This window comes from Kosakonia sp. CFBP8986 (assembly GCF_034044935.1).
GTDB lineage: Bacteria > Pseudomonadota > Gammaproteobacteria > Enterobacterales > Enterobacteriaceae > Kosakonia > Kosakonia cowanii.
Genome location: NZ_JAXCXB010000006.1, coordinates 107689 through 130988, shown reverse-complemented (window position 1 = coordinate 130988; position 23300 = coordinate 107689). Strand labels below are relative to the sequence as shown.

The following is a 23300-nucleotide window of genomic DNA, read 5'->3' as shown; positions in this document are numbered from 1 at the left end:
GCAGAATTTTCTTTCGGATGGAAGGGAGTGATATGAACAGTGAAACCACCACATTACAAAGTGAGCGCGTCGCGCCGCTGTTAAAGCTTGAGATCAGCGACCTGGCCGACCGGCTCGGCACGCTGTTGTGCGATAAGAAACTGCGCGTCACCACCGCCGAGTCCTGCACCGGCGGGCAGATCGCCACCGCCCTCTGCGCCTGCGAAAGCACGCCGGAGTTTTACGGCAGCGGGTTTATCACCTTTACCGATGAAGCGAAACAGACGCTGTTGCAGGTGAAAAAAGAGACGCTGGCGCGCTGGACGGCGGTTAGCCAGCAGACGGCTTTCGAAATGGCGCAAGGTGCCTGCGATGCCAGCCACGAGCCGGTCAGCATTGCCGTGACCGGCTACACCGGCCCCGATGGCGGCGAAGATGGCACTCCCGCTGGCACTGTGTGGTTTGGCTGGGGCCTGCCGGATAGCGAACCAGTCACCGTCAAATGCCTCTTTGAGGGCGATACCAAAGAGGTGATTGAGCAGGCGGTGAAATATGCCCTCGCAGGCGTGATTACGCTATTAAGTGATTGATTGCAATTTGCTTCTTGTGTGCGAATGCCGGACGATAGGGTCCGGCTTTTTTATGGCATCACTTTCATGACCGAATGGGGAAAAGATGAAAATAGTTGTGCTGGATGGCGGTCTGCTTAACCCTGGCGATCTCAGCTGGGAGCCCCTGCATGCGTTGGGCGAAGTAACGGTTTATGACACCACCCCGGCCGATAAAGCCGCGCAGCGCCTGCGCGATGCGGATATCGCCATTACCAACAAAGTGGCGTTTAGCGAAGACCTGCTCGCCTACTGCCCGCGGCTGAAATGTATCGCTGTGACCGCCACCGGCTACAACATTATCGATCTTGAGGCTGTCCGCGCCCGACAAATTGTCGTTACCAATGTGCCAACGTACGGCACCGCCACGGTGGCGCAATTTACCACCGCGCTGCTGCTGGCGCTCTGCAACCGCGTCGGCGAACACGACGCCGATGTGCACGCTGGCGGCTGGAGCAAGTCACAAAGCTGGTGTTACTGGCTGCAACCGATGATCGAGCTGGCGGGGAAACGCGTCGGTATCATCGGCTATGGCCGCATCGGCCAGGCGTTTGGTGCCATCGCCCAGGCGATGGGCATGACGGTGCTCGCCCACTCTACCCGTTCGCGCCCGCTGCCGGAGAGCGCGCAGCTCCGCTATGTGGATCTCGACACCCTTTACGCCGAGGCGGATGTTATCAGCCTGCACTGCCCGCTGACGCCGCAGACCAAGGGGATGATCAACCGCGAGGCGCTGGCGAAGATGAAGCGCAGCGCGCTGCTGCTGAACGCCTCACGCGGGGATCTGATTAACGAGGCGGATCTCGCCGCCGCCCTTAACGAAGGGCGCATTGCCGGGGCCGCGGTGGATGTGCTGAGCAGTGAACCGCCTGGCGCGGACAACCCGCTGCTGAGTGCGAAAAACTGCATTATCACGCCGCATATCGCCTGGGCTTCCGTCGATGCGCGCGGGCGCATTCTCGCCACCACGGTGGAAAACGTACAGTCGTTTATCAACGGCGAACCACAAAATCGTGTCGATTAGTCGCATCAGGATGGCCAGATCGCACGAAAATAAGCGACGTGCGTCACACTTTTACATGATGAGCTACGCTTGATAAATCATTACAAAAATATTGCGCAAGGAGATGCCAATGACAACGCTACAGGCTCTTTTTCCACCTCGCCTGCCACAGCAAACCTCTGATGAAAACGTCGTTGTAAACTGGGCGAAAAACGCCACGCTGGCCCCCGCTCAGGCCGTTGCAACACCGGAAAACGAAGCGCAGTTGCAGCAGATGATTGCTGCTGCAAAGGGGCGCATACGCGTGATGGGCAGCCGCATGTCGCCGGGCAGAATGCTGAAATTAAGCGAGCCGGGCGATACGCTGATTGACCTCTCGCGCCTGCGCGGCGTGCTGGCGGTGAGCGACGAGAGCGTCACCTTTGCCGCCGGAACCGTGCTGCATGAGGTGTTTGAGACCCTCACCAGCATGAACCGCATGCTGCACGCCTCACCGGGCGTGATCGATTCACAAACCCTCGCGGGCGCGGTATCGACCGGCACCCACGGCCAGGGCATGGGGCAGAGCTCGCTGGCTGACGAAGCGCTCAGCATTCGCCTGATTGATGCCCACGGTGAAGCACACGATATTGAGCGGGACGATGCGGCCTTTGACGCCGCACAGCAGGCGCTCGGCACCCTCGGCGTGATCACCGCCGTGACGCTGCGCACCCGCCCTTCCACGCTCTATACCTGCTTTAAGAGCGCGGGCAACGCCGATAACCTGGCGGAGGATCTGATCGCCTGGAACGACGAGTGGACCTTCAGCAAAGCGTGGTGGTTCCCGGATGAGAACAAGGTTCACACCTGGAACGCGCGCGAAGCGACCGCCGAGGAGCAGGCGCTGTGGCGTGATAACCACGGCGAGCTGGTCGAAATGGAGGAGACCGACGAGCAGATGAACGCCACGGTGGATAAAACCCTCGCGCAGATGCGCGATGACACCCGCATTGTCGATGAGAATGGCAAACCGTTTCGCACCGTTACGCGCTTTAAAGATTTCACGGATGTGATCGGCGATATCTACCAGGTCTTCTGTCGCGGCATCGCCACCCCGCAGATCAATATTGAGATCGGCATTCCCATGTCTCGCGTTGCGGCAGTGATTGCGCGCATGAAAGCGTGGCACAGCGAGTCGCAGCCGCATATGCACTACCCGATTATTCTGCGCTGCACCGGTGCCTCCAGCGCCTGGCTTAGCCCGGCCGGCGGGGAACCGACCTGCTTCTTCGGTTTTGTCGTCTACTACGCTGAAGATGGCTCCCTCTCCGCAGAGGGAACGGCTTTTTTACGCGCCGCAGAACAGCTGCTCGCCGAAGAGGGCGGCAGACCGCACTGGGGCAAATATTTTGACCCGTCGCTCTACAACTGGCCCGCGCTCTATCCGCAGTTTGAGGCGTTTAAAGCCGTGCGCCGCCGCTTCGATCCTGACGGTAAGTTTATGAACCGCTTTATGGCGGAGGTGCTGTCATGAGCGCCGCGTTTGCCTGGGTCACGCTGTTAACGCAGCCGGGCTACCTTCCCGGGGTGGAAGCATTGCAGCAGTCGCTGCGCGACTGCGGTTCACCGTGGCCGCTGGTGGTGATGGTGACGGAGACTATCGACGCCGCCACGCGCCAGCAGCTGCAGGCGCAGGGGTGTGAAGTGCGCGAAGTGCCGATCGTCGGCCCGAACCCTGCCCTTGCCCACCGCTACGCCAACGCCCGTTTCGCCGAAGTGTGGAGCAAGCTGGCGGTCTGGACGCTGACGGAGTATCAGCGCGTCGCGTTTCTTGATGCCGATATGCTGGTGGTGCAGAACATGGATGAGGTGTTCGAACTGCCGCTCGCCAAAGGGACGATTGCCGCCTGCCACGCCTGCCGCTGCAATCCGAACCACATTGCTACCTATCCCGATAGCTGGCAGCCGGATAACTGCTACTACAGCTGGGTTGAGGATGTGCAGATGAACGCCGCGCCGCCCGCCTCGGTCGATAACTACCTGAACGGTGGTTTTCTGGTGCTGACGCCGGATCGCGACGTTTATGACGCGATGATGGCGAAGCTGGCGGCGAAAGAGGATATCGCCGAGTGGGTTTTCGCCGAGCAGGATTTCCTCAACGAGGTGTTCCGCGACCGCTGGCTGCCGCTGCATTATGGTTATAACGCCCTGAAAACCCTGCCGAAGCAGCACCCGCAGATGTGGGATCTTTCACGGGTGAAGAATATCCATTACATCATCGACAAACCGTGGGACAAATACCCCGAACCGGGCGATAAATATTACGATCTGCACAAAATGTGGTGGCAACATGCCCACGTTGAAGCGTAATTATTGAGAAATCTCCAGGCTGGATAAGCGTTACGCGCCATCCGGCATTATCGCCGCGGCACCATTGCCGGATGGCGGCTGCGCCTTATCCGGCCTACAAAAACAGAGCCCGCTGAAACGGCCCAGGCCGGATAAGCGCCAGCGCCATCCGGCATTATCACCGCGGCACCGATTGCCGGATGGCGGCTGCGCCTTATCCGGCCTACAAAAACGCGCCTACAGCTACATCGATGCTTTTTTTCGCTCAAATTTCACAGCGAGGGGTTGTGTCCCCGCTGAAATCGGCGAACCGGAGCGTGAATGACAAGGTCTGGACGCCATGGATGGCGGACAGAGGCGAACCGAGACAGGGACTCGTTCCAGAATGGAACGAGTAGTCGAGTCGAGCCGACCGCCGTCAGGCACGCGGGAGGTGAGCGCAGTGCGCAGCACCGATTTCCTCGCGGGGCCGCGGGGATTGACAAGGGGGGAGCGGTCCCCCCCTTGTCCCGTTCACCGCATAAGAGGTCAATGAAACACCACCATGCATGGTGAACGGAACCCTTCCACCCATCAAGCATAAGTGTCAACCCCATCGCCGGATGGCGCGTACCGCTTATCCGGCCTGGGCCGTTTCAGCCCCCCTAAACACAGAGAAACACCTGCGGCGTCTGCCCATCCGGATGCGTCGCCACATGCACCTGCGCGCCATACCACCGGGTGATAACCTCCGGTTGCAGCACCTGCTGCGGCGTCCCCTCCACCACCAATTTCCCCTTATGCAACAGCACAATGCGATCGGCCCACAGCGCCGCGAGGTTCAGATCGTGCAGCACCACGCAGACATGCAGCCTGGCACGCTGCGTCAAGGATTTAAGCAAACGCAGCAACTGCTGCTGATGGTAGAGATCGAGCGCCGAAGTCGGCTCATCCAGAAATAGCCACCCCTCCGGCGCGCCATTGCGCCAGAGCTGCGCCAGGCTACGCGCCAGCTGAACCCGCTGCTGCTCGCCGCCGGAAAGTGTGGCAAAGCGGCGTCCAATCAGCATTTCACAGCCGGTTAAACGCATCACTTTACGCACGATATCGCACGCATGCCTCTCTCCCCACGGCGCACGCCCCATCGCCACTACCGACTCCGCGGCCCACTCCACGCCGAGGGCGTGATGTTGCAGCATCACCGCCCGATAGCGCGACAGCGCCTGCGAAGGCCAGGCGGTAAGGGGTTTTCCCGCCAGGGAACAGACGCCGCGCGACGGCGTAAGAAACCCGGTCAGCAGGCGCAGCAGCGTCGATTTTCCCGCACCGTTCGGGCCAATCAGCGCCACCATTTCGCCAGGCGGCAGCGTGAGGGAGATATCATCCACCAGCCGCCGCTGGCCGACCGTGAACTGCACCTGGTGGGCAATAAAACCGTTATCCATAGAGCGCACTCCGCTGGCGGAAAATAAGCCATAAAAACCACGGCGCGCCGAGCAGGCTGGTCAGTAAGCCGACCGGCATCTCGGCAGGTGCCACCAGCGTGCGGGCGGCGGTATCTGCCAGCAGTAGCAGGCTCGCCCCCGCCAGCAGCGAGCCGGGGATCTGGTGTTGATGATCGGGGCCTAACACCATGCGTATCAGGTGCGGAACCACCAACCCGACAAAACCGATGATGCCGCTGATGGCAACAGAGGCCGCCACCAACAGCGCGCTACAGAGCAGCAGCCGCCGCTGTAAACGCCGCACATCCACGCCCAGATAGTGCGCCTCCTCCTCGCCCAGTTGCAGGAAGTTGAGCTGTTTCGCCACCCGCCAGATCCCGAGCATGGCGGGCAGGATCAGGGTCGCCGTAACGATGAGCGTCGGCCACTGCGCCTGCCCGAGGCTACCCATTCCCCACTGCGAAAGCTGGCGTAGCTGCGCATCGTTGCTGATCCACGCCAGCACGCCAACGCCTGCGCCGCACAGGGCGTTGATGGCGATCCCCACCAGCAGCAGCCGCGACAGCGCGCTCTCACCCGCTTTGCTAAGTAAAAAGATCACCACCATTACCGCCAGGCTACCGATAAAGGCGGCGACCAGCGGGGCATAGAGGGCAACCAGCACCGGCACCGACAGCGGCAGCACCAGCCAGCAGGCGACGACCAGCGCCGCGCCGCTGCTGATGCCAAGTAACCCCGGATCGGCAAGCGGATTGCGAAACAGCCCCTGCATAACGCAGCCGGAGAGCGCCAGCGCCGCGCCAATAAGCAGCGCCAGCAGCACGCGTGGCAGGCGAATGGTGAACCAAATCTGGCGCAGCACCTCATCATCGCCGTACCACAAGCTGGCAAGAGAGAGATCCATCGCCCCCTGCGTGGAGGCGAAGAGCGTGAGTGCCGCCGTCAGCAGCAAGAGTCCCCACAGGAGACGGGAAGCGGCTCGGGTTATCACGGTAGCTGCTCCGCTTTTTTACGCAGTTCCAGCAGCGCCTGCGGGGTGCGCAGACCAAAGCCCAGCAGCGCAGCCTCATCGACAATTAACAGCTGTTTATTGCGCCCGGCGGGGGTTTGTGCGAGGCCCGGCAAGTACCAGATGTTCTCCTCGCCGCCCAGATGCTTCACGCCTTCGGCTGAGATGAGCACCAGATCCGGCTGGCTGGCGATCACCCCCTCCTGCGACATCGCGCGGTAGTGGGAAAAACCCTGCATCGCATTATTAAGCCCCGCCGCCTGAATGGCGCCATCCGCCGCCGTCTCCCTTCCCGCCACCAGCGTGCCCATGCCGCCGTGGCTTAGGATATAGAGCACCTTTTTATCCAGCGGCGAGGTGGGCAGCGCGGCAATCTCCGTCGCCAGCTTTTTACGCAGCGCCAGGCTCTCTTCGTTTTTGCCGAGGGCGCGGGCGATCACCACCACTTTCTTATCGATCTCTGAGAGCGTATAGCCGCCCGGCACCGGCACCATGTAGACATCGTTATCCTGCACGCTTTTCAACACCAGCGAGGGCTGCGCCTGGCTGCCCGCCAGCACGATGGTAGGCCGCAGCGACAGAATGCCCTCCGCATTTAGCTGGCGAACATAGCCGACATTTGGCAGCTGCTTTACCTCGGCAGGCCAGGTGCTGGTGCTGTCGCGCCCCACCAGCTGATTCTGTGCGCCCAGGCCATAGACAATCTCTGTGACATCGCCGCCAAGGGCGACAACTTTTGGCTCGGCGGCCACCGCCAGTAGCGGTAGCGCCAGCAAGAGCATCACCACGCGTTTCATACCTCGTTCCTCCACGGCGTCAGGGCTTTAATCTGCGCGCGCCAGCAGGCCTGTTCGCGATCCCCTTCGCTGCGCTGACCATAAAGCTGAGCGATTTGCGTACCATCTTCGGCAAACAGCTCCAGGCTTGTGACATGCCCGTCCGCGGTCGGCTTGCGCGTCACCCAGCTTTCGTGGATCCCCGCCTCGCGCAGGTGCAGGGTAAAGATCTTATTCATCACCCGCAGCCAGTCGCCCACCGGCGCACACTTCTCCAGCGCACCGGTAAAAATCTGTATGCAGCCACGGTTGCCGACAAAGATCATGATTTCATTCCCCTCCTGCTGCACCTGCTGCAACAGAGCGGGCAGTGCGTCGTTGCTGACCTGGCAGGCGAGATCGTCGCCCACCAGCCGAAACGCCTGCTGACGTGAGACGTTATGCTTACGCAGCAGGTTGAAGAACTGGTGGACATCGGTCATCTCCCGCCAGTCGTGATCGACCGCCTCTGCATCGGGCGCTTCGTCGTAAAATTTGCTTTCGACCGCGTAGATGGAGAGCGGCACCTGACGCCGACTCGCGAAGCGCTCCACGATTTCATCCCACTGGCCGCCGTCGGTGTAGGGCGTGGCGTAGATTTTCAGTAGCCCATCGCCCTGATGATCGAAAAACTGAATACTGCGGCGCTCGCCTCTTGGCCCCTGCTCCCGCAGGTAGTAGGCGCAGGCCCACTGGCTCATAAAGAGGCGCAGATCGAGGCCGCGCGGGTTGAGCACTACCCCGGCGCGATCGCTGATATGTTGATTGGTGAAACGCCCGGTCATCTCATGAACCGCGTATTCATTGCGACAGATACTTTTGGCTTCGCCAACGCTCTCCAGCGCCTTGAAGATATGGCGCACCGCGCCATCCAGCCGCACCGCATCGTAGCCAACGCGCGCCTCGGCCAGCTCCGCTTCGCTTATCGCCAGCTGGAAAGCGATATCTCTGGCGCTTTTTGCCGGTTCAAGCGCTCTGATTAACTGATACTCCTGCCAGATGGCGGCATAATCCTTTGAAGATACAGGCATATTTTTCACGTCCTTTATGTGTCCTAACATCCCCGGCGCGCGCCGGGGGTAAAGAGGCTGCCGGATTAAAAATCAATATTGACGCCCAGCTGCCAGCTGCGTCCTGGCATCACGCTCAGCGCGTTGTCATAGCGATCCTGGAGGGTGCGCGTTTCCTGCGTCCGGCTGCTGAGGTAATCCCAATATTTGCGGTTGGTGAGGTTATAAACGCCGCCGTTCACCTTCACCTGCTTCGCCACCTGCCACCAGGCGCTCAGGTCGACAACCCCGTAACCGGGCACGCGCATATAGCTACTGCTGGCGGTGGCGACCGGTTCGCCGCTGTTCTGATAGGTTTCACGACCGGTCGCGGTGGCGCGCTTACCTTTGACAAAGGTGGCGGTCAGCGCGGTGCCGTAGCGTTTTGCCGGATCGTCCCAGCCGAGGCCGACAATCGCTTTCATCGGCGCGACACTGTCGAGATCGCGGTAGGCATCGCCCATATAGCGCGATTTGGCTTGCCCCTCGGCGTAGCCATAAGCGAGGGTTGCGCGCAGCCCTTCCGCCTGCTCAAACCAGCTACCGACATCGAACGTGGCGCTGATTTCGCCGCCGTAGATAAAGGCCTTATCGCGGTTTTCCGCCTGATAGCTGGTGTAGATATTCGACGGTACGTTGGCAAAGTTGCCGGGGTTGTCGGCGCGGCGATAGCGGGTGTAGGCGATAAAATTTTTGTAGCTGTTGTAGAACACCGCACTGCGCAGCGTGACGCCCTGCGCCACCTCGCCTTTCAATCCCCATTCGAGGTTATCGCTGGTTTCGGTTTTTATCGCCGCGTTGCCGATCAGCGCATACTGCGCGCGCCCGGCATAGTTAGAGCCAAGATTCCAGGAGCCGTAGCGCTGGCTGGCACTGGGGAACTGCGCCCCGCGGCGGTATTGCAGATAGCTCATCAGACGCGGCGTGATGTCGTACTGGAAAGTGAGCGATGGCAGCCACTCGGTATCGCTGTTTTTGTGGTACAGCGCGTTAACATCCGTGGTGTTCAGCACGTTGCTGGTGGTAGTCAGGCTGCCGAGGTTCTCCGGCTTCATTGACTGGTGCACCACGCGTAGGCCGGGAATGAGGGCAAAATCGTGCTCTCCGGCGGAGAAATTGATCTGATCCTGCACAAAAGCGCTGAGGATCTCGCGTTTGCTGTCCGCTTCAGGCTGCATGATCGCGCTACGTGCGTTCGGCATTGGCTGCTGGTGGAACGGGCGCTGCGTTTTGCTGGCGCTGGCATTGAAGCCAGCGCGCAGATCGTGGCGGCCGAAGCTCGTCGCCAGCGCATGCTGAATGCCTATCGTGTCGGTATCGTAACTGGAGTAGACGGTACCCGGAATGCCGGTGGTGCTGTCCGGCATCCACGTGGCATCGTGCGCCTGGGTGCGCTGTAAATAGATCTTTGTCGAAGCGCTATCGACCCACGCATCGACCGGTGTCCAGTCATCTTTCAGGCTGATGGCCCAGCGCCGGGAGTAGCTGCTCTGCTGGGCGTTGCCAATGATGTTACTGCCGTCACGGTTCCAGGCGTCAAAGTGGGTATGCGTCGTTTTGTTATAGTACTCCGCCGTATAGGTCCGTTTGTGCGCCTCAGAGGCTTGCAGGATCCCGGAGAGCAGCAGCGCATCGGAGTGCCAGTTAGCGGGGTAAGCCCCGACTCTGTCGCTGTTATTGCGCGTTTGCTGGCCGTCGCGGCGGCTGTAAACCACAATGCCGCGCACTCTCTCATCCCCTGCCGCGGCCGTTACGCCGTTGTGCCAGCTGCGATCGCTGGAGTCGTAATCGCTCTGGTAACCCGCGTAGTAATGCTTCGCCCCTTGCAGGTAGTCATTGGCAGATTTTGGCCGGAACGAGACATTACCGCCGATGGCGGTGTTGGCCTGTTCCGCAGACGTTGCGCCTGGCTGGATCGCTACGCTGCCGTAGAGGTAGGGGTCGATATAGTCGCGGCCGATACCGAAGGTGTTAAGCCCGGCGCGCCCGGCGTAGCTGCGCCCGGTGGCCTCCGGCTGGGGAATGCCATCAACATCAATGCCGACGCGGTTACTCTCAAGGCCACGAATGTTATAGCCGGTGTAACCACCGCGATCGAAGCCGCTCTTACCGTTGCCGGAACCGCCCCTTGCCCCGGTGGCACCAATCAGCGGTTCATACCGCATGATGGAGCCAAAATCATTCGCCCCGTTGCGTTGCAGAGTGTCAGCATTGATGGCGCGATCGCTCCCGGCTTTAAGCAATGGGGCTGGCGCGGTAATGACCATCTCTTCGGCACGTTCTTGTTCGTCGCGTGGTGCGGTTTCTGCCGCAAAGCTTGCGCTGGGTGTAAGCGTTGTCAGTAATGAGGTGACCAGCACGCGGTTTCTGAAGCGTAGCCGGCAAAAAGGTGTAGTCATCATAAGTGTGTGTGCCTTTGAATTATTATCATCGGGCTCACATCAACTCCCAGAACTCAGCGGAACCGTACACCAGCCGCACGGGCCAGGCATCAGCTCTCTGTTATGGTCAGGATAATAATGATAACCATTATCACTTGCAACGATTTCATAATCCCAACATTTTGCTTACACTTTGCGGACCCCTTTCCCTTCTGGTAACGAGAAGATGTCCACTAAACCTGTCATCACCCTGCACTACTGCGTACAGTGCAACTGGATGCTGCGCGCCAGCTGGATGGCGCAGGAGCTGCTCCATACGTTCAATACCGACTTAGGATCCGTGACGCTGATCCCCGGCACCGGCGGCATATTTGTCATCGAAGCCGATGGCAGCGTCATCTGGGATCGCAAGCAGGAGAGCGGCTTTCCCGATGCCGCAGAGTTAAAACGTCGTGTGCGCGACTGCTGCTTCCCGGAAAAACCGCTGGGTCATGTTGAAAAGCGCAGCGAGTAATCTACTGCGCGAAGGCCTGCCTCAGCGCGCGGAACGCCGCCAGCTGCTGTGGAATAAGCTGGTGGCGTTCGTCACGGGCAACGAAAATTTTTAGCATCGCGCTGCCTGCGGCGTTGAAAAAGAGGATGGTGGCGGCGTCCATCGCCATAAATTTGCGTTCAATAAACGCGATATGGTAGCAGTGGTCGGCTTTGATATGACCCGATACCTGCTCTTTGCCCTGCAGGTTGAAGTAACCGTGGCTGTAAAATCCCGGCGGCAGCGCGATACTGCACTCCAGGATCACATCTTCAGTGTGGATCAGGAGCAGCACCGTGCCCCAGGTGGTCACCTCTTGCCACACCTCGTCAAAGTGGGTGCCGGCAATCATCTTGCTGCCAGGCAGTTGGCGTACCACTTCAAGCAGCGTGGTTTGATAATGCCGGGCGACATGTTCAAGTATGCAATCCGGCTCGGTGTGCAGAAACTCCTGTAAGCTCTTCTCTGTCATCTCTCTCTCCTTTGACTTTCCCTTCGCCACCTCTCCACTGCAGCGATGAATGAGAATTACTATCATTTGCCTCGAAAAAAAACTGCGAGCTACCGCGCAATAAAAAAGGCCGCCGAAGCGACCTTGTAACTATTTTTTAACCGGTTGCGGTTTTTTGTCGCCGGATTCCGGCGCTTCGCGTGGATCGTCTTTTTCAATATTGAACACAAAACCTCCTTTTGCGAATGGATGTTTAGTAAATATAGCTAAGCCTTGCACTCTAAACCAGGCGGCAGAGGATTAAAAAAGCGCCATTGGCGGAGAATAATTAAGCTGAATCGGTTCAAAAAACCGTCGACATAGCTAAAAACGGCGTATTTTCAAATATTTATTCATGAAATAATTTATTCGTGAGCAGCGTAAAATTTCATTACAAATGCGGGTTTTAGCAGCTTATGCTGTTGCCCAATTGTGCATAGATCGCCAACTCATTGTTAGTAACGAAGATGCATTTGCATACCCTCAGGCGCAGATCGGATTTCCTGTACCTGAGGGATTTTTTTTGCCTTGAGTCGTTCAGGAAAATAATTAACCAAGGGAATTAATTTTATTTCTTTTGGGATTTAAAAAGCGTACAAATAATTAAGCGAGCCGTTTCCGACTCGCTATCGTTTAAAAATTGAATTTTAAACTTCAGGTTAAAACAGCAACGGCACCACTATTTTTTATTGCTGCTGTTGCTATTCTGTCCGCCTTTCTTACCGGCTTCGGACGCGCGCTCTGGGTCGTTTTTAAAGTTCCCACCGCTCTGCTGTCCGCCTTTACGCCCTGCTTCTGAGGCTTTTTCACGATCTTCAGCGAAATTACCGGAACCGCCTCTATGCTCGGCCATGTTATTTCTCCATCTGTCGTTTAAAATATAATCAATATGACATCAGCGTCATATCAATCGCCTTTCATGATTAAGTCTGGCCATAAACATAATTTATGTCAAAGCGCAGCCGTTAATTAATATCGCGTTTATGAAGTTCATATTTTTTATTTCAGCTATCCCACTGGTTAGCCGAGGAAAAATAGCGCAGCGGCAGGCTAAATTTATTTTACGGCTGCGTTTAGTGTACTAATCACACAGGTTGCCGCCAGCCTGTCGTGGCAGGCTCTGCCAGGGCTGGCATTTGCTTTTGTTATAATATAACATTTCAATTTATGACAAACGTAACCAGGGAGTGATCACGATGATGAAGAAAACGGCTTTTGCTTTGGCGATGGGCGCGCTGCTGATGAGCACGCAGGGCTTTGCCCATGGGCATCACCACGGCAAACCGCTGACGGAAGTGGAGCTTAAAGCGAGCGAAGGGATTATTGATGATAAAGATGTGAAAGATCGCCCGCTCTCGGACTGGGATGGCGTGTGGCAATCCATTAACCCTTACCTGCTGAGCGGCGATCTCGATCCAGTGCTGAAGAAAAAGGCGCAGCACGGCGATAAAACGGTCGAGGAGTACCGCGACTATTACAAAAAGGGCTACGCCACGGATGTCGATATGATCGGCATTGAAAACAACGTGATGGAGTTCCACTCCGGCAAAACCGTCAACAGCTGCCGCTATGATTACGCTGGCTACAAGATCCTGACCTACGTTTCGGGCAAAAAGGGCGTGCGCTATCTTTTTGAGTGTAAAGACGCAAACTCTAAAGCGCCGAAGTATGTGCAGTTCAGCGATCACACCATCGCCCCGCGCCAGTCCCAGCATTTCCACATTTACATGGGCAATGAGTCTCAGGAAGCCTTGCTGAAAGAGATGGATAACTGGCCAACTTACTACCCCTACAATATGACTAAAGCGCAGATCGTCGACGAGATACTACATCATTAAATGAATATAATAGCTTCGATAGATTGCGTAACGCGGCTATTGCCCACAATAGGCAATTATTAAATTAGGTTATTACTTATGCATAGCGGCTTTGAAGTTACCCTTCGAGCCGCTTTTATAAAATCCCCCATCAAACCTTAGCCCCAAGATAAAATGCTAACAAACCAGCAGAGTCGTTCTTCTTCTTTAAAAAAACTGATGAATATTCTTAAATGAAATCTTTTTCGGGTTACAACTCCCCATTATTGCTCTAATAAATCAGTATTAACCATCTATCACATTTTTTATCTCGCTGACGCTTAACACTACCGTCCGTCAAACAAAGGGGGAGATATGCGTATATTTGGCAAGAAGAAAAACACCGCCACGTCCTCAGCGAATGCCAACGATACTGAGCAGGATGCTGATAATAACACTGTTCAGCCCGGAGATTTAATATATGGCGTTCATTCAGAATTGGGGCGCAGATGGTACACCGAACACAAAGAACCCTTTAAATCCAAAACGTTAACCATTGATGAGCTAAAGATCCTGAAAAGTGACCCCTTTACTGATCAGCGTTACGCACAATTTGAGCAGGAGTTTCGTGGATTTTTACGGGGCAACCAGAAATATAAGAGTGCACTTGATTCCTCAGGAAACAATCAAGATATCCGCAGAAAGGCCAAGGCTGGCCTTATGTGGGCGGTTAATTCGGGTAGAAATGTCCATTTTGTACTGGACGATTTAAATATAGGGAATGTCATAAACAAACAACATAAAGGTAAAAACGCCGATGCGCCCGTCTCCGGCGGAAAACCCAAAAACAGAGCGATTACTGGCGCTGAGCTACGGTGGATTTACCGTAACAGGATGAGCGAAAATGTTAAAAACCATATATTCTTCTGGCTGGAGGGGAAATTAGTTTTAGCGCCTTGGGAAGATGATATTGTTCAATCAATAATACAAAACGGCAACATCACGGAAATAGTCAATGACCGCAAAAAATGGAGCGACTATAAATAATCTTTCCTGTCCTTTACGTCTAATACTTCTATTTGCTGGCTGAATACCTTATCAACCGAACTCAAGGGAATCGGTATAACATTTTAATGATAGATTTCAGTCAGCTATGGTGCTCTTCGCTGCCCACTATGAACTCGCTTTACGATCCTGCTCTCCCCCCGTTTTTCCCGCGCCGATGATTTAGGAGTAATCCTCTCCAGAGTGCCGTCTATGCTTAAGGCTTAAAAAAAAGATAACGCCGTTATAAGCACACCCTTTTTTATTCACCCGCATTGATGACTGGAGGCCTGGTATGAGCAACCAAGGCAACAACCCGGACGCACACCGCGCCCCGGAAATGATCCCGCTGTCCTTAACTGTTAACGGCGAGCGCCGACAGCTTGAGGTTGATACCCGTACCACGCTGCTGGATGCGCTGCGTGAAAGTTTACATCTCACCGGCACCAAGAAAGGGTGCGACCACGGCCAGTGTGGCGCCTGCACGGTGATCGTTAACGGGCGGCGCATCAACTCCTGCCTTACCCTGGCGGTAATGCAGCAGGATGCCGACGTCACCACCATTGAGGGCCTCGGCTCGCCGGACGATCTCCATCCGATGCAGGCGGCCTTTGTCAAACATGATGGCTACCAGTGCGGATACTGCACGCCGGGGCAGATCTGCTCCTCCGTCGCCATGTTGAAAGAGATTGAGCAGGGCATTCCCAGCCACGTCACCCTCGATCTCGTCTCCCCGCCCCAGATGACGTCAGATGAGATCCGTGAACGCATGAGCGGCAACCTCTGCCGCTGCGGCGCCTACGCCAACATGCTGGCAGCGATTGAAGAGACCGCCGGGGAGAAATCATGAAGACCTTTACCTATGAGCGGGTCACCACCCCTGCCGAAGCGGCTGCCAGCGCGCAGCGCACAGAGGGGGCGAAATTTATCGCGGGCGGCACTAACCTGCTTGATTTGATGAAGCTGGAGATTGAGACGCCGACCCATCTGATTGATGTCAATGGCCTGGCGCTGGATAGCATTGAAGTGACCGCTGAAGGCGGCCTGCGTATTGGCGCGCTGGTGCGCAACACCGATCTCGCCGCCGATGGGCGCGTGCGCCGCGATTATGGCGTCCTCTCCCGCGCCCTGCTTGCCGGTGCTTCTGGTCAGTTGCGTAACCAGGCAACGACCGCAGGCAACCTGCTTCAACGCACGCGCTGCCCCTATTTTTACGACACTAATCAACCCTGCAACAAACGTCAGCCGGGCAGCGGCTGCGCGGCGCTTGGCGGCTACAGCCGTCAGCTTGCGGTGGTCGGTGCCAGCGAATCCTGCATTGCCACTCATCCAAGCGATATGGCGGTTGCCATGCAGCTGCTTGATGCAGTTGTTGAGACCGTCAACCCGGACGGTAGCGAACGCCAGATCCCGCTGGCGGAATTTTATCGCGCGCCGGGCGACACGCCGCATCTGGAGACGGTGTTGCAGCCCGGCGAACTGATTGTCGCCGTCACCCTGCCGCCGCCCGCGGGCGGCACGCATATCTACCGTAAAGTGCGCGACCGCGCCTCCTACGCTTTTGCGCTGGTCTCCGTGGCGGCGATTGTCCACCCGGACGGCAGCGGGCGCGTTGCCATCGGCGGCGTTGCCCATAAACCGTGGCGGCTTGCCGAAGCGGATGCGGCGCTGCCGCAGGGGGCACAGGCGGTGTATGACAAGCTCTTCGCCACCGCGCAGCCTACGGCTGAGAATGCATTTAAATTGACGCTGGCGAAGCGCACGCTCGCCTCGGTGTTGTCGGAAGCGAGGGCGTAAACGATGAAATTTGAGAAACCGGCAGGCGAAAACCCCATCGATCAACTGAAAGTGGTCGGTCAGCCCCATGACCGCATCGACGGCCCGCTAAAAGTGAGCGGCCGCGCCCACTACGCCTACGAATGGCATGATGTGCTGCCCAATGTCGCCTATGGCTACATCGTCAGCGCGGGCATCGCGAAAGGTAAAATCAGCGAGATTAATTGCGATGCGGCAGGCAACGCGCCGGGCGTGCTGTCGATTATCACCGCCGATAACGCCGGCCCGCTGGGCAAAGGCGAGCGCAACGCCGCCACGCTGCTCGGCGGCCCGCAGATTGAGCACTACCACCAGGCCGTTGCGCTGGTGGTGGCTGAAACCTTTGAGCAGGCGCGCGCCGCTGCCGGGCTGGTGGACATCACTTACCAGCGCGAAAGCGGTGCCTACGATCTGGCGGCAGAGAAACCGGCGGTCAACAGCGCGCCGGAGAGCGCACCGGACAAAAATAGCGGCGATTTTGACGCTGCCTGGGCAAGCGCCGAGGTGAAACTCGACGCCACCTACACCACGCCGGATCAGAGCCATATGGCGATGGAGCCGCACGCCTCGATGGCCGTCTGGGAAGGGGATAAGGTGACGGTCTGGACTTCCAACCAGATGGTCGCCTGGTGCCGCACCGATCTGGCCGCCACCCTCAAGTTGCCGGAAGAGAACGTGCGCATCATCTCGCCCTATATTGGCGGCGGTTTTGGCGGCAAGCTCTTCCTGCGCAGCGATGCGCTGCTGGCTGCCCTCGCCGCTCGCGCCTTGCAGCGCCCGGTAAAAGTGATGCTGCCGCGCCCGATGATCCCCAATAACACCACCCATCGCCCGGCGACTATTCAGCACATCCGTATCGGCATCGATCGGCAGGGCAAAATCACCGCCATCGCGCACGATAGCTGGTCCGGTAACCTGCCGGGCGGGACGCCGGAGACGGCGGTAAACCAGACCGAGCTGCTCTACGCGGGGGCTAATCGCCATACCGGTTTACGGCTGGCGACCCTCGATTTACCTGAGGGCAACGCCATGCGCGCGCCGGGTGAAGCACCGGGCATGATGGCGCTGGAGATTGCCATTGATGAGATGGCAGAGCGAGCCGGGATCGATCCGGTTGAGTTTCGCATTCTCAATGACACGCAGGTTGATCCAAAGGATCCACAGCGCCCCTTCTCACGCCGCCAGCTGGTGGAGTGCCTGCGCAGCGGCGCGGAGCACTTTGGCTGGTCGCAGCGCAACGCCACGCCCGGCCAGACGCGGGATGGAGAGTGGCTGGTGGGCTACGGTGTCGCGGCGGGCTTTCGTAACAACCTGCTCGCCCCGTCCGGCGCACGCGTGCATCTCGACGACGCAGGCCGGGTGACGGTAGAGACGGATATGACCGATATCGGCACCGGCAGTTACACCATCATTGCCCAGACCGCCGCCGAGATGCTCGGCGTGCCGCTCTCCCACGTTGAAGTGCGGCTTGGCGACTCCAGCTTCCCAATCTCTGCCGGTTCCGGCGGGCAATGGGGTGCCAACACCTCTACCGCAGGCGTTTACGCTGCCTGCGTCAAGCTGCGTGAAGCCATCGCCAAAAAACTGGGTTTTGATGCCGCTTCAGCGGTGTTCGCTGATGAGACGATAAGCGTGGGCGATCGCAGCGCACCGCTAAAAGCCGCGGGCGCGCTCAGCGCGGAAGATACCATTGAGTTTGGCGATCTGGATGAGCAGTATCAGCAATCGACCTTTGCTGGCCACTTTGTTGAGGTCGCCGTCGATGCGGCAACCGGTGAAGTGCGGGTACGCCGTATGCTGGCGGTGTGTGCCGCCGGGCGCATCCTCAACCCGAAAACCGCGCGCAGCCAGGTGATTGGCGCGATGACGATGGGGCTGGGCGGCGCATTGATGGAGGAGCTGGCGGTTGATACGCGCCAGGGTTACTTCGTCAATCACGATATGGCGACCTATGAGGTACCGGTACATGCCGACGTGCCTGAGCAGGAGGTGGTTTTCCTCGACGACACCGATCCCATCTCCTCGCCGATGAAGGCCAAAGGCGTGGGCGAACTGGGACTGTGCGGCGTCAGCGCGGCGATTGCTAATGCGATCTACAACGCGACCGGCGTGCGGGTGCGGGATTACCCGGTCACGCTCGATAAGCTGCTCGACGCCTTGCCGGATATTGCCTGAGGAGACGTTATGCAGCAGACCATTCTGGCACCCGACACGGCAGATGAAGCGCTGCTGACGCCACAGCAGGCGCTGCTCACCGATGACAGCGAAGCGATTCTGCGCTTCGCCGTCGATGCGCTCGGCGCAGGCATGGAGACAGCGCTGGTAACGCTGACCGGCATTCGCGGCGGCGCAGCACGCGCGGCGGGCGCGCAGATGGTGGTGCGCGAAGATGGCGGCTATTGCGGCTTTGTCTCTGGCGGTTGCGTGGAGTCTGCCGCCGCCTTTGAAGCGATGGCGGCAATCGCCTGCGTTGAAGATCGCGTGGTGCGCTACGGCGAGGGATCGCCGTGGTTCGATATTGTGCTCCCCTGCGGTGGCGGTATCACGCTGCATATTCATCGCCTGCGTAGCGCGCAACCGCTGCTGGCAGTGCTGAACCTGCTTGCGCAGCGCCAGCCCGCCGCGCTGCGCTACCATCCGGCCCGCGAGCAGCTTGAGTGCGTGACGGGTGTGACCCAAAGCGGCTGGGATGAGGAGATCTTTACCGTCGCCTACCGCCCACGCGTGCGGGTGATGGTGTTTGGTCGCTCGATTGAGGCGCAGGCCACCGCCAGCCTCGCCCGCGCCTCTGGCTACGATGTGCAGCTTGTCGAGACGCTAACGGATTGCGCACAGATCGACGCGCAAACGGCAGTGATCCTGCTGTCGCACGATCTGCACCGCGAACTGCCGGTGTTGCAGGCGGCGCTCCACGCGCAGCCTTTCTACATCGGCGCGCTCGGCAGCTATCGCACCCATCAAAAACGCACGCAGAAGCTCAGTGAGATTGGCTTTGCGCCCTCTGACATTGCGCGCATCAAAGCGCCGATTGGCATTTTCCCGAAAGCGCGCGATGCGCGTTCGCTGGCGCTCTCAGTGCTGGCGGATGTCGCCGCCGCGCAGCTTGCAGCGGACGAAAGCTGATGGCTGCTCCGGTGGTAATTATTCTTGCCGCAGGACGCGGCGAGCGCTTTCTCGCCTCCGGCGCGCAACGCCATAAGCTTGATACGCCGCTCGGTGAGCGCACGCTGCTGGAACATGTGATTCATGCGGTAGCGCGCGCCGGACTCAGCTGGCACCTTGTTCGCCCCGTGGGCGGCACGGGCGGAATGGGAGACTCTATCGCGCTGGGTGTTAACGCCACCCCGAACGCCTCCGGCTGGCTGATTCTGCCCGCCGACCTGCCGCTGATCGCACCAGAATCGTTGCTGCGCGTCGCCGAAGGGTTAGGTGAAAAACCGCTGGTGGTGCCGTGGCATCAGCAGCACCAGGGCCACCCGGTGGCCTTTTCCCGCTGCTACTTCCCTTCCCTACGGGCATTAACTGGCGATAGCGGCGCGAAAAACATTGTGCAGCAGGCAAGAGCGCGCGGCGAGGTGCTGGATCTGCCGCTGACGGATGCGGGGATTATTCAGGATATTGATACGCTCGAGGATTTGCGGCGAGCAGAGCGTATCTACAATAACTATTTACGCGTCCAGCGTGCGTAAGTGAGTCGCCACACCCCAGCGCAGCACCTCGCATTTTTCTTCCGCCATCTCTAACACCGCGTAGCTCGCATTGGGCTGCGCATAGCGGGCGAAATTCTCAAGGCTCCCTTCCTTCAGCAGCGCCAACAAACCCTGAGTGACGTGCCCATGGCAAACAACGCAGAGGGTTTTATGCGCCGCGCGAGTGTGCTGAAGCTGTAAACACGCCAGCATGCGCTGCACCGCCTGCGCCAGTGATTCACCGCCAGGCGGGCAGAACGCGGCATCGTGTGCGAATAACGCATCTGTTTCAGCAGGACATTCAGCCCGCAAATTCTGCGTGGAAAGCCCTTCGTAGCGCCCGAATGACTGCTCCATCAGCGCGGCATCAATCACCAGCGGCGCCTGAAAAAGCGCGGCGAGTTGTGCCCCCATGCTGCGCGCCCGCGTAAGCGGCGAGCTAAAGACAGACTCGGCGGCGTAACCTTCATCTTCTAACGCAGTGAGTAATGCCACCGTTTCCCGCTCGCCGCGTTCGGTGATTGGGCTGTCCTGCTGACCCTGAATCATGCCCGCGCGGTTCCACTGCGTTTGTGCGTGGCGTACGAGAATAACTTTCATCTGTCCTGCTCCTCGCCCGGTATATTCGCGGGAAATTATAATGGGTATGAATGGAAGAAGAGTGGCTATCATGTGGCGGGAATACAAGCGAAAAATAACGCTGAAGACGGGGAAAATATGATTGGGATAAAAACGTTTAATGCAGTTTGCGCGAATGTCGCCAACGAGGATGAGGTGCTAACCCTTGGCGTAGGAGACGATGCACACGACCCGGATCATTTTTTTATCATCGGGAGATTTGATGAAGATGATCTTGCTATTGATGAGTGCATCGGGTTTCAGAGCGACGACACAGCCTATGAACTGGCGGCGGCAATAGAAGCCGTTACGCTAAGCGTGGATACATTGACGATTCGGCTGAACGAGGCTGCGGCGCAGCAGGCAGGTTACAGGGAATATTGCGCGAAGATTTCTGCTGTTCAAAACAGCGGGGAGTTGCAAGCCGCCTTGCTGACGTTATTTGCAGGCAGCAAAGTGAGGCTGCAACTTAAATAATGCTGTGGTGTGAATGTGCCAAACAGCCAAGGCTCAGCGTACGCGCTGATACTGGTTCACCCGGTGGCCCACCGCGATGCATTTCGCCTCGACCATGCTGATGTAGTAATAGCGGGGGTTTGGCAGATGGGTCATCAGCCACGGAAGTTCCGTGGAGTATTCGACATCAGTGGTGGCGATCATCCACACCGGTTCACCGAATAAGGTGATGACCGTAGCGTGATGGGCGTACTCATCCCACCCGCGTCGGCTCTGCGCGGCATAGGCCCTGGCGATCTCAATGGCTTCAGCTTGAGTAATCAATACCGCGTCCTGAGCAGAAGAAGTTTTGAGTAAACTACACGGCTTTGTGACCAGTGGCTATGACGGTTTTTAGCTGAGGAAGTTGGAATAATTTATCTCCAGCCTGGTGATTCATCAGCTGCGGCGAGAGGGAGATCATTTCGCATGTGATGCTTTTGTTGGGGCTTCGTTTTTACATTCTCTTTTCGCCTCAGCTACACTACTCCCTCAATTTTTCTTGCTGAACTCAACAATGTTAAAAAAATTACGCTTTATCATTCCTCTGCTCGCGCTGATTGGCGCTGTCGCCTACTGGCTAACGCCGCACTACTCCGAAGAGGAAGAGAGCTATTACCGCGCGGTGTTCTGCACCATCGATCATGACGATCCGCAGAATTTTTCCCGAGATATGGAAAACATTATCGAGGGCGGCAATTCCGATTACGCGTTACGTAAAAATCACTACATCTCCGCGCTGGGCGAACGGATGATTGATACCTGGACGTCACTCAGCGCGCAGCAGCAGGCAGAGCTCAAAGAAAACCAGCAGAAGTGCCGCGACATAATGAGTGACAAACAGCGGTCATAATAAAATTATGAGCTTTGCAGCAGTGGCCTTCTGGTTTAACGGCAGAGATTATTTGAGAGTAAGTTATGAGCAAAAAGAGTATCGACACCAGTAAATTCTTAAGTTATGTCTTGCGCCATGAACCAGAAGCAATTGACCTATCTCTGGATAAAGAGGGCTGGGCCGTTATAGACGACCTTATTCTGCGTGCTGGTAATAAAGGCCATACACTCGATAAAGATCTTATTTTTGAAGTTGTTGAAAGCAGTGAAAAGAAACGCTTCACGATTTCAGAGGATGGCTTACGCATTCGTGCGGCTCAGGGGCACTCTACTCAACAGGTCAATATCACTTACGCAGAGAAAACGCCTCCAGATATTTTGTATCACGGCACTGCAACCCGCTTTATCGCTCAAATCAGAGAACAAGGCCTTCTGCCATTATCACGCCAGTATGTACATCTTTCCTCTGATGAAGATACGGCAATTCAGGTCGGGCAACGTTATGGAAAGCCCGTGTTATTAAAAATAAAAGCCGTGGATATGTATAAGAGGGGCTTTATATTTTATCAGGCGGATAATGGAGTTTGGTTAACGGCGCATGTGCCGTATGAGTTTATTCAGGAGTGACGGCTACTCATCGTCATCCTGATCATCTTTATGACGGGTTGCGTCAAGGCGAGCCGATTTTCACCTGAGTAATTGCAAATGCGAAGAGATGAAAACCAACCAGACAAAAATACCTTTTCCCATTATCAGAGAAATAGACAATTTCTAAACCATCAACTTTTCTGTGTCGGGAACAACACGTGCATCACTTCGCTCAATCTTAGCGCCACAATTCTTTTCAAGCTCATCTAGAAATTTAGTCATACTATCGCTATTTATCTGCTTTTGGTTTAAAGGGATATATTTAGCGTTTATTACCGCTGATGCCTAAATCGCTGCTTTCAGCAAAATGGCTGATAACGCTCTTGAAGCTTGGTTATATAAATGATTACTAACCCTTCATCATCCTGGTACTCCTTGATATAACTTCGAGAAAGAAAGGATATTAACTCAACAAATTTTTGAGGAGAAATTGCTGAACTTTCATAGTCCCCAAACATAAAGCTGACTTCGTTAAAATCTTCAGGAACATCCCAATTTTGATCTAGCGAATAACCGCATCCTTCTGATGGGGAGCATCCATACCCTTCGCTAGCGCGTTTCAAAAAGGCGATATAACTCATCTTATTTAGTGATAAAACCAAATAAACAATATCATATAAATCCCTGCCATCATTTTGATAAAAATAGTTTTTTGTTGTTTGTAACCACTTTAACTTTTTCATGCGCGTTAATGATGATTTGTAAGAAGTAGAATAAATTTTTTATTCACAGTGTACGCTATG

The 23300-nt window shown here is 56.8% G+C and carries 25 protein-coding genes; 15 read left to right on the top strand and 10 right to left on the bottom strand.

The genetic code is table 11. The features are described from left to right. Positions 1-32: 32 nt before the first annotated feature. The 4 genes from SOM48_RS15400 (at position 33) to SOM48_RS15385 (ending at position 3939) form a co-directional block, all read left to right on the top strand. A complete protein-coding gene (locus SOM48_RS15400; protein ID WP_320512273.1) occupies positions 33-569 on the top strand; it encodes a 2-oxo-tetronate isomerase in 537 nt (178 codons plus the stop codon). An 85-nt stretch (positions 570-654) separates the two neighbouring features. After that, positions 655-1611: a D-2-hydroxyacid dehydrogenase gene (locus tag SOM48_RS15395; protein WP_320512272.1), complete on the top strand. Its 957-nt coding sequence runs from the start codon at positions 655-657 to the stop codon at positions 1609-1611. A gap of 109 nt (positions 1612-1720) precedes the next feature. After that, entirely contained in the window at positions 1721-3103 is a 1383-nt protein-coding gene (locus tag SOM48_RS15390) for a D-arabinono-1,4-lactone oxidase (protein ID WP_076769449.1), read from the top strand. Further along, a complete protein-coding gene (locus SOM48_RS15385) occupies positions 3100-3939 on the top strand; it encodes a glycosyltransferase family 8 protein (RefSeq protein ID WP_320512271.1) in 840 nt (279 codons plus the stop codon). Before SOM48_RS15390 ends, SOM48_RS15385 begins: the two co-directional genes overlap by 4 nt. A gap of 623 nt (positions 3940-4562) precedes the next feature. Here SOM48_RS15385 and SOM48_RS15380 read toward each other — a convergent pair. The 5 genes from SOM48_RS15380 to SOM48_RS15360 all read right to left on the bottom strand — a co-directional run bounded on the left by SOM48_RS15380 (position 4563) and on the right by SOM48_RS15360 (position 10617). Then, positions 4563-5342 carry a heme ABC transporter ATP-binding protein gene (locus SOM48_RS15380; RefSeq protein WP_320512270.1) on the bottom strand — a complete coding sequence of 260 codons (780 nt, stop codon included), beginning with the start codon at positions 5340-5342 and terminating at the stop codon, positions 4563-4565. After that, a complete protein-coding gene (locus tag SOM48_RS15375; protein ID WP_320512332.1) occupies positions 5335-6330 on the bottom strand; it encodes a FecCD family ABC transporter permease in 996 nt (331 codons plus the stop codon). The genes SOM48_RS15380 and SOM48_RS15375 overlap by 8 nt, the downstream gene beginning before the upstream one ends. After that, positions 6330-7148, bottom strand: a complete 819-nt coding sequence (locus SOM48_RS15370; protein ID WP_054804075.1) for a heme/hemin ABC transporter substrate-binding protein — start codon at positions 7146-7148, stop codon at positions 6330-6332. Before SOM48_RS15370 ends, SOM48_RS15375 begins: the two co-directional genes overlap by 1 nt. Beyond that, complete coding sequence (locus SOM48_RS15365; protein WP_128483548.1) at positions 7145-8197, bottom strand: hemin-degrading factor; 1053 nt, start codon at positions 8195-8197, stop codon at positions 7145-7147. Before SOM48_RS15365 ends, SOM48_RS15370 begins: the two co-directional genes overlap by 4 nt. A gap of 65 nt (positions 8198-8262) precedes the next feature. Further along, positions 8263-10617 (bottom strand): TonB-dependent receptor domain-containing protein, encoded by a 2355-nt coding sequence (locus tag SOM48_RS15360; RefSeq protein WP_320512269.1) that lies wholly within the window; start codon positions 10615-10617, stop codon positions 8263-8265. Between the two features lie 205 nt (positions 10618-10822). Between SOM48_RS15360 and SOM48_RS15355 the strand changes: the two genes are divergently transcribed. Then, positions 10823-11110, top strand: coding sequence for an Rdx family protein (locus SOM48_RS15355; protein ID WP_320512268.1), 288 nt, complete (start codon positions 10823-10825; stop codon positions 11108-11110). Position 11111: 1 nt separating this feature from the next. Here the strand turns inward: SOM48_RS15355 and hutX are convergent, their stop codons facing one another. Further along, a complete protein-coding gene (gene hutX, locus SOM48_RS15350; protein ID WP_054804074.1) occupies positions 11112-11600 on the bottom strand; it encodes a heme utilization cystosolic carrier protein HutX in 489 nt (162 codons plus the stop codon). A 697-nt stretch (positions 11601-12297) separates the two neighbouring features. Further along, complete coding sequence (locus tag SOM48_RS15345; protein ID WP_023478999.1) at positions 12298-12471, bottom strand: con-10 family general stress protein; 174 nt, start codon at positions 12469-12471, stop codon at positions 12298-12300. A 346-nt stretch (positions 12472-12817) separates the two neighbouring features. Between SOM48_RS15345 and zinT the strand changes: the two genes are divergently transcribed. From zinT to SOM48_RS15310, 7 genes are all read left to right on the top strand, one after another. After that, the gene (zinT, locus tag SOM48_RS15340; RefSeq protein ID WP_320512331.1) at positions 12818-13456 is read left to right on the top strand and encodes a metal-binding protein ZinT; all 639 of its coding nucleotides are present in this window, start codon (positions 12818-12820) and stop codon (positions 13454-13456) included. A 333-nt stretch (positions 13457-13789) separates the two neighbouring features. Then, entirely contained in the window at positions 13790-14461 is a 672-nt protein-coding gene (locus SOM48_RS15335) for a hypothetical protein (RefSeq protein ID WP_320512267.1), read from the top strand. A 292-nt stretch (positions 14462-14753) separates the two neighbouring features. Continuing rightward, a complete protein-coding gene (gene paoA, locus SOM48_RS15330; RefSeq protein WP_414672793.1) occupies positions 14754-15308 on the top strand; it encodes an aldehyde dehydrogenase iron-sulfur subunit PaoA in 555 nt (184 codons plus the stop codon). Beyond that, positions 15305-16255 (top strand): FAD binding domain-containing protein, encoded by a 951-nt coding sequence (locus SOM48_RS15325; protein WP_320512266.1) that lies wholly within the window; start codon positions 15305-15307, stop codon positions 16253-16255. The genes paoA and SOM48_RS15325 overlap by 4 nt, the downstream gene beginning before the upstream one ends. A 3-nt stretch (positions 16256-16258) precedes the next feature. Further along, positions 16259-18448, top strand: a complete 2190-nt coding sequence (gene paoC / locus SOM48_RS15320) for an aldehyde oxidoreductase molybdenum-binding subunit PaoC (RefSeq protein WP_315081933.1) — start codon at positions 16259-16261, stop codon at positions 18446-18448. Between the two features lie 9 nt (positions 18449-18457). Next, a complete protein-coding gene (locus SOM48_RS15315) occupies positions 18458-19396 on the top strand; it encodes an XdhC family protein (RefSeq protein ID WP_320512265.1) in 939 nt (312 codons plus the stop codon). Further along, positions 19396-19962, top strand: coding sequence for a nucleotidyltransferase family protein (locus tag SOM48_RS15310; RefSeq protein WP_320512264.1), 567 nt, complete (start codon positions 19396-19398; stop codon positions 19960-19962). Before SOM48_RS15315 ends, SOM48_RS15310 begins: the two co-directional genes overlap by 1 nt. On the opposite strand, the gene SOM48_RS15305 is transcribed toward SOM48_RS15310, so the two are convergent. Beyond that, the gene (locus SOM48_RS15305; protein ID WP_313276293.1) at positions 19942-20562 is read right to left on the bottom strand and encodes a histidine phosphatase family protein; all 621 of its coding nucleotides are present in this window, start codon (positions 20560-20562) and stop codon (positions 19942-19944) included. The two genes, SOM48_RS15310 and SOM48_RS15305, sit on opposite strands and share 21 nt — an antisense overlap. Before the next feature lie 72 nt (positions 20563-20634). Between SOM48_RS15305 and SOM48_RS15300 the strand changes: the two genes are divergently transcribed. Continuing rightward, the gene (locus SOM48_RS15300; RefSeq protein WP_320512263.1) at positions 20635-21057 is read left to right on the top strand and encodes an Imm10 family immunity protein; all 423 of its coding nucleotides are present in this window, start codon (positions 20635-20637) and stop codon (positions 21055-21057) included. Between the two features lie 33 nt (positions 21058-21090). On the opposite strand, the gene SOM48_RS15295 is transcribed toward SOM48_RS15300, so the two are convergent. Then, positions 21091-21360, bottom strand: coding sequence for a hypothetical protein (locus SOM48_RS15295; protein WP_312481302.1), 270 nt, complete (start codon positions 21358-21360; stop codon positions 21091-21093). Positions 21361-21592: 232 nt separating this feature from the next. Between SOM48_RS15295 and SOM48_RS15290 the strand changes: the two genes are divergently transcribed. Together SOM48_RS15290 and SOM48_RS15285 are read left to right on the top strand one after the other, a co-directional pair. Next, positions 21593-21928, top strand: a complete 336-nt coding sequence (locus SOM48_RS15290; protein WP_320512262.1) for a hypothetical protein — start codon at positions 21593-21595, stop codon at positions 21926-21928. Between the two features lie 65 nt (positions 21929-21993). Further along, positions 21994-22536 (top strand): RNA 2'-phosphotransferase, encoded by a 543-nt coding sequence (locus tag SOM48_RS15285; RefSeq protein ID WP_320512261.1) that lies wholly within the window; start codon positions 21994-21996, stop codon positions 22534-22536. Between the two features lie 320 nt (positions 22537-22856). Here the strand turns inward: SOM48_RS15285 and SOM48_RS15280 are convergent, their stop codons facing one another. Continuing rightward, entirely contained in the window at positions 22857-23240 is a 384-nt protein-coding gene (locus tag SOM48_RS15280) for a hypothetical protein (protein ID WP_320512260.1), read from the bottom strand. Between the last annotated feature and the right edge of the window lie 60 nt (positions 23241-23300).

Coding starts and splice junctions, on each gene's coding strand:
- SOM48_RS15365 (WP_128483548.1), bottom strand. CDS start 8,197: ATGCCTGTATCTTCAAAGGATTATGCCGCCATCTGGCAGGAGTATCAG.
- paoC (WP_315081933.1), top strand. CDS start 16,259: ATGAAATTTGAGAAACCGGCAGGCGAAAACCCCATCGATCAACTGAAA.
- SOM48_RS15400 (WP_320512273.1), top strand. CDS start 33: ATGAACAGTGAAACCACCACATTACAAAGTGAGCGCGTCGCGCCGCTG.
- SOM48_RS15360 (WP_320512269.1), bottom strand. CDS start 10,617: ATGATGACTACACCTTTTTGCCGGCTACGCTTCAGAAACCGCGTGCTG.
- SOM48_RS15390 (WP_076769449.1), top strand. CDS start 1,721: ATGACAACGCTACAGGCTCTTTTTCCACCTCGCCTGCCACAGCAAACC.
- SOM48_RS15315 (WP_320512265.1), top strand. CDS start 18,458: ATGCAGCAGACCATTCTGGCACCCGACACGGCAGATGAAGCGCTGCTG.
- zinT (WP_320512331.1), top strand. CDS start 12,818: ATGAAGAAAACGGCTTTTGCTTTGGCGATGGGCGCGCTGCTGATGAGC.
- SOM48_RS15380 (WP_320512270.1), bottom strand. CDS start 5,342: ATGGATAACGGTTTTATTGCCCACCAGGTGCAGTTCACGGTCGGCCAG.
- SOM48_RS15370 (WP_054804075.1), bottom strand. CDS start 7,148: ATGAAACGCGTGGTGATGCTCTTGCTGGCGCTACCGCTACTGGCGGTG.
- SOM48_RS15285 (WP_320512261.1), top strand. CDS start 21,994: ATGAGCAAAAAGAGTATCGACACCAGTAAATTCTTAAGTTATGTCTTG.
- SOM48_RS15310 (WP_320512264.1), top strand. CDS start 19,396: ATGGCTGCTCCGGTGGTAATTATTCTTGCCGCAGGACGCGGCGAGCGC.
- SOM48_RS15395 (WP_320512272.1), top strand. CDS start 655: ATGAAAATAGTTGTGCTGGATGGCGGTCTGCTTAACCCTGGCGATCTC.
- SOM48_RS15345 (WP_023478999.1), bottom strand. CDS start 12,471: ATGGCCGAGCATAGAGGCGGTTCCGGTAATTTCGCTGAAGATCGTGAA.
- SOM48_RS15335 (WP_320512267.1), top strand. CDS start 13,790: ATGCGTATATTTGGCAAGAAGAAAAACACCGCCACGTCCTCAGCGAAT.
- SOM48_RS15290 (WP_320512262.1), top strand. CDS start 21,593: ATGTTAAAAAAATTACGCTTTATCATTCCTCTGCTCGCGCTGATTGGC.
- SOM48_RS15385 (WP_320512271.1), top strand. CDS start 3,100: ATGAGCGCCGCGTTTGCCTGGGTCACGCTGTTAACGCAGCCGGGCTAC.
- SOM48_RS15325 (WP_320512266.1), top strand. CDS start 15,305: ATGAAGACCTTTACCTATGAGCGGGTCACCACCCCTGCCGAAGCGGCT.
- hutX (WP_054804074.1), bottom strand. CDS start 11,600: ATGACAGAGAAGAGCTTACAGGAGTTTCTGCACACCGAGCCGGATTGC.
- paoA (WP_414672793.1), top strand. CDS start 14,754: ATGAGCAACCAAGGCAACAACCCGGACGCACACCGCGCCCCGGAAATG.
- SOM48_RS15305 (WP_313276293.1), bottom strand. CDS start 20,562: ATGAAAGTTATTCTCGTACGCCACGCACAAACGCAGTGGAACCGCGCG.
- SOM48_RS15355 (WP_320512268.1), top strand. CDS start 10,823: ATGTCCACTAAACCTGTCATCACCCTGCACTACTGCGTACAGTGCAAC.
- SOM48_RS15280 (WP_320512260.1), bottom strand. CDS start 23,240: ATGAAAAAGTTAAAGTGGTTACAAACAACAAAAAACTATTTTTATCAA.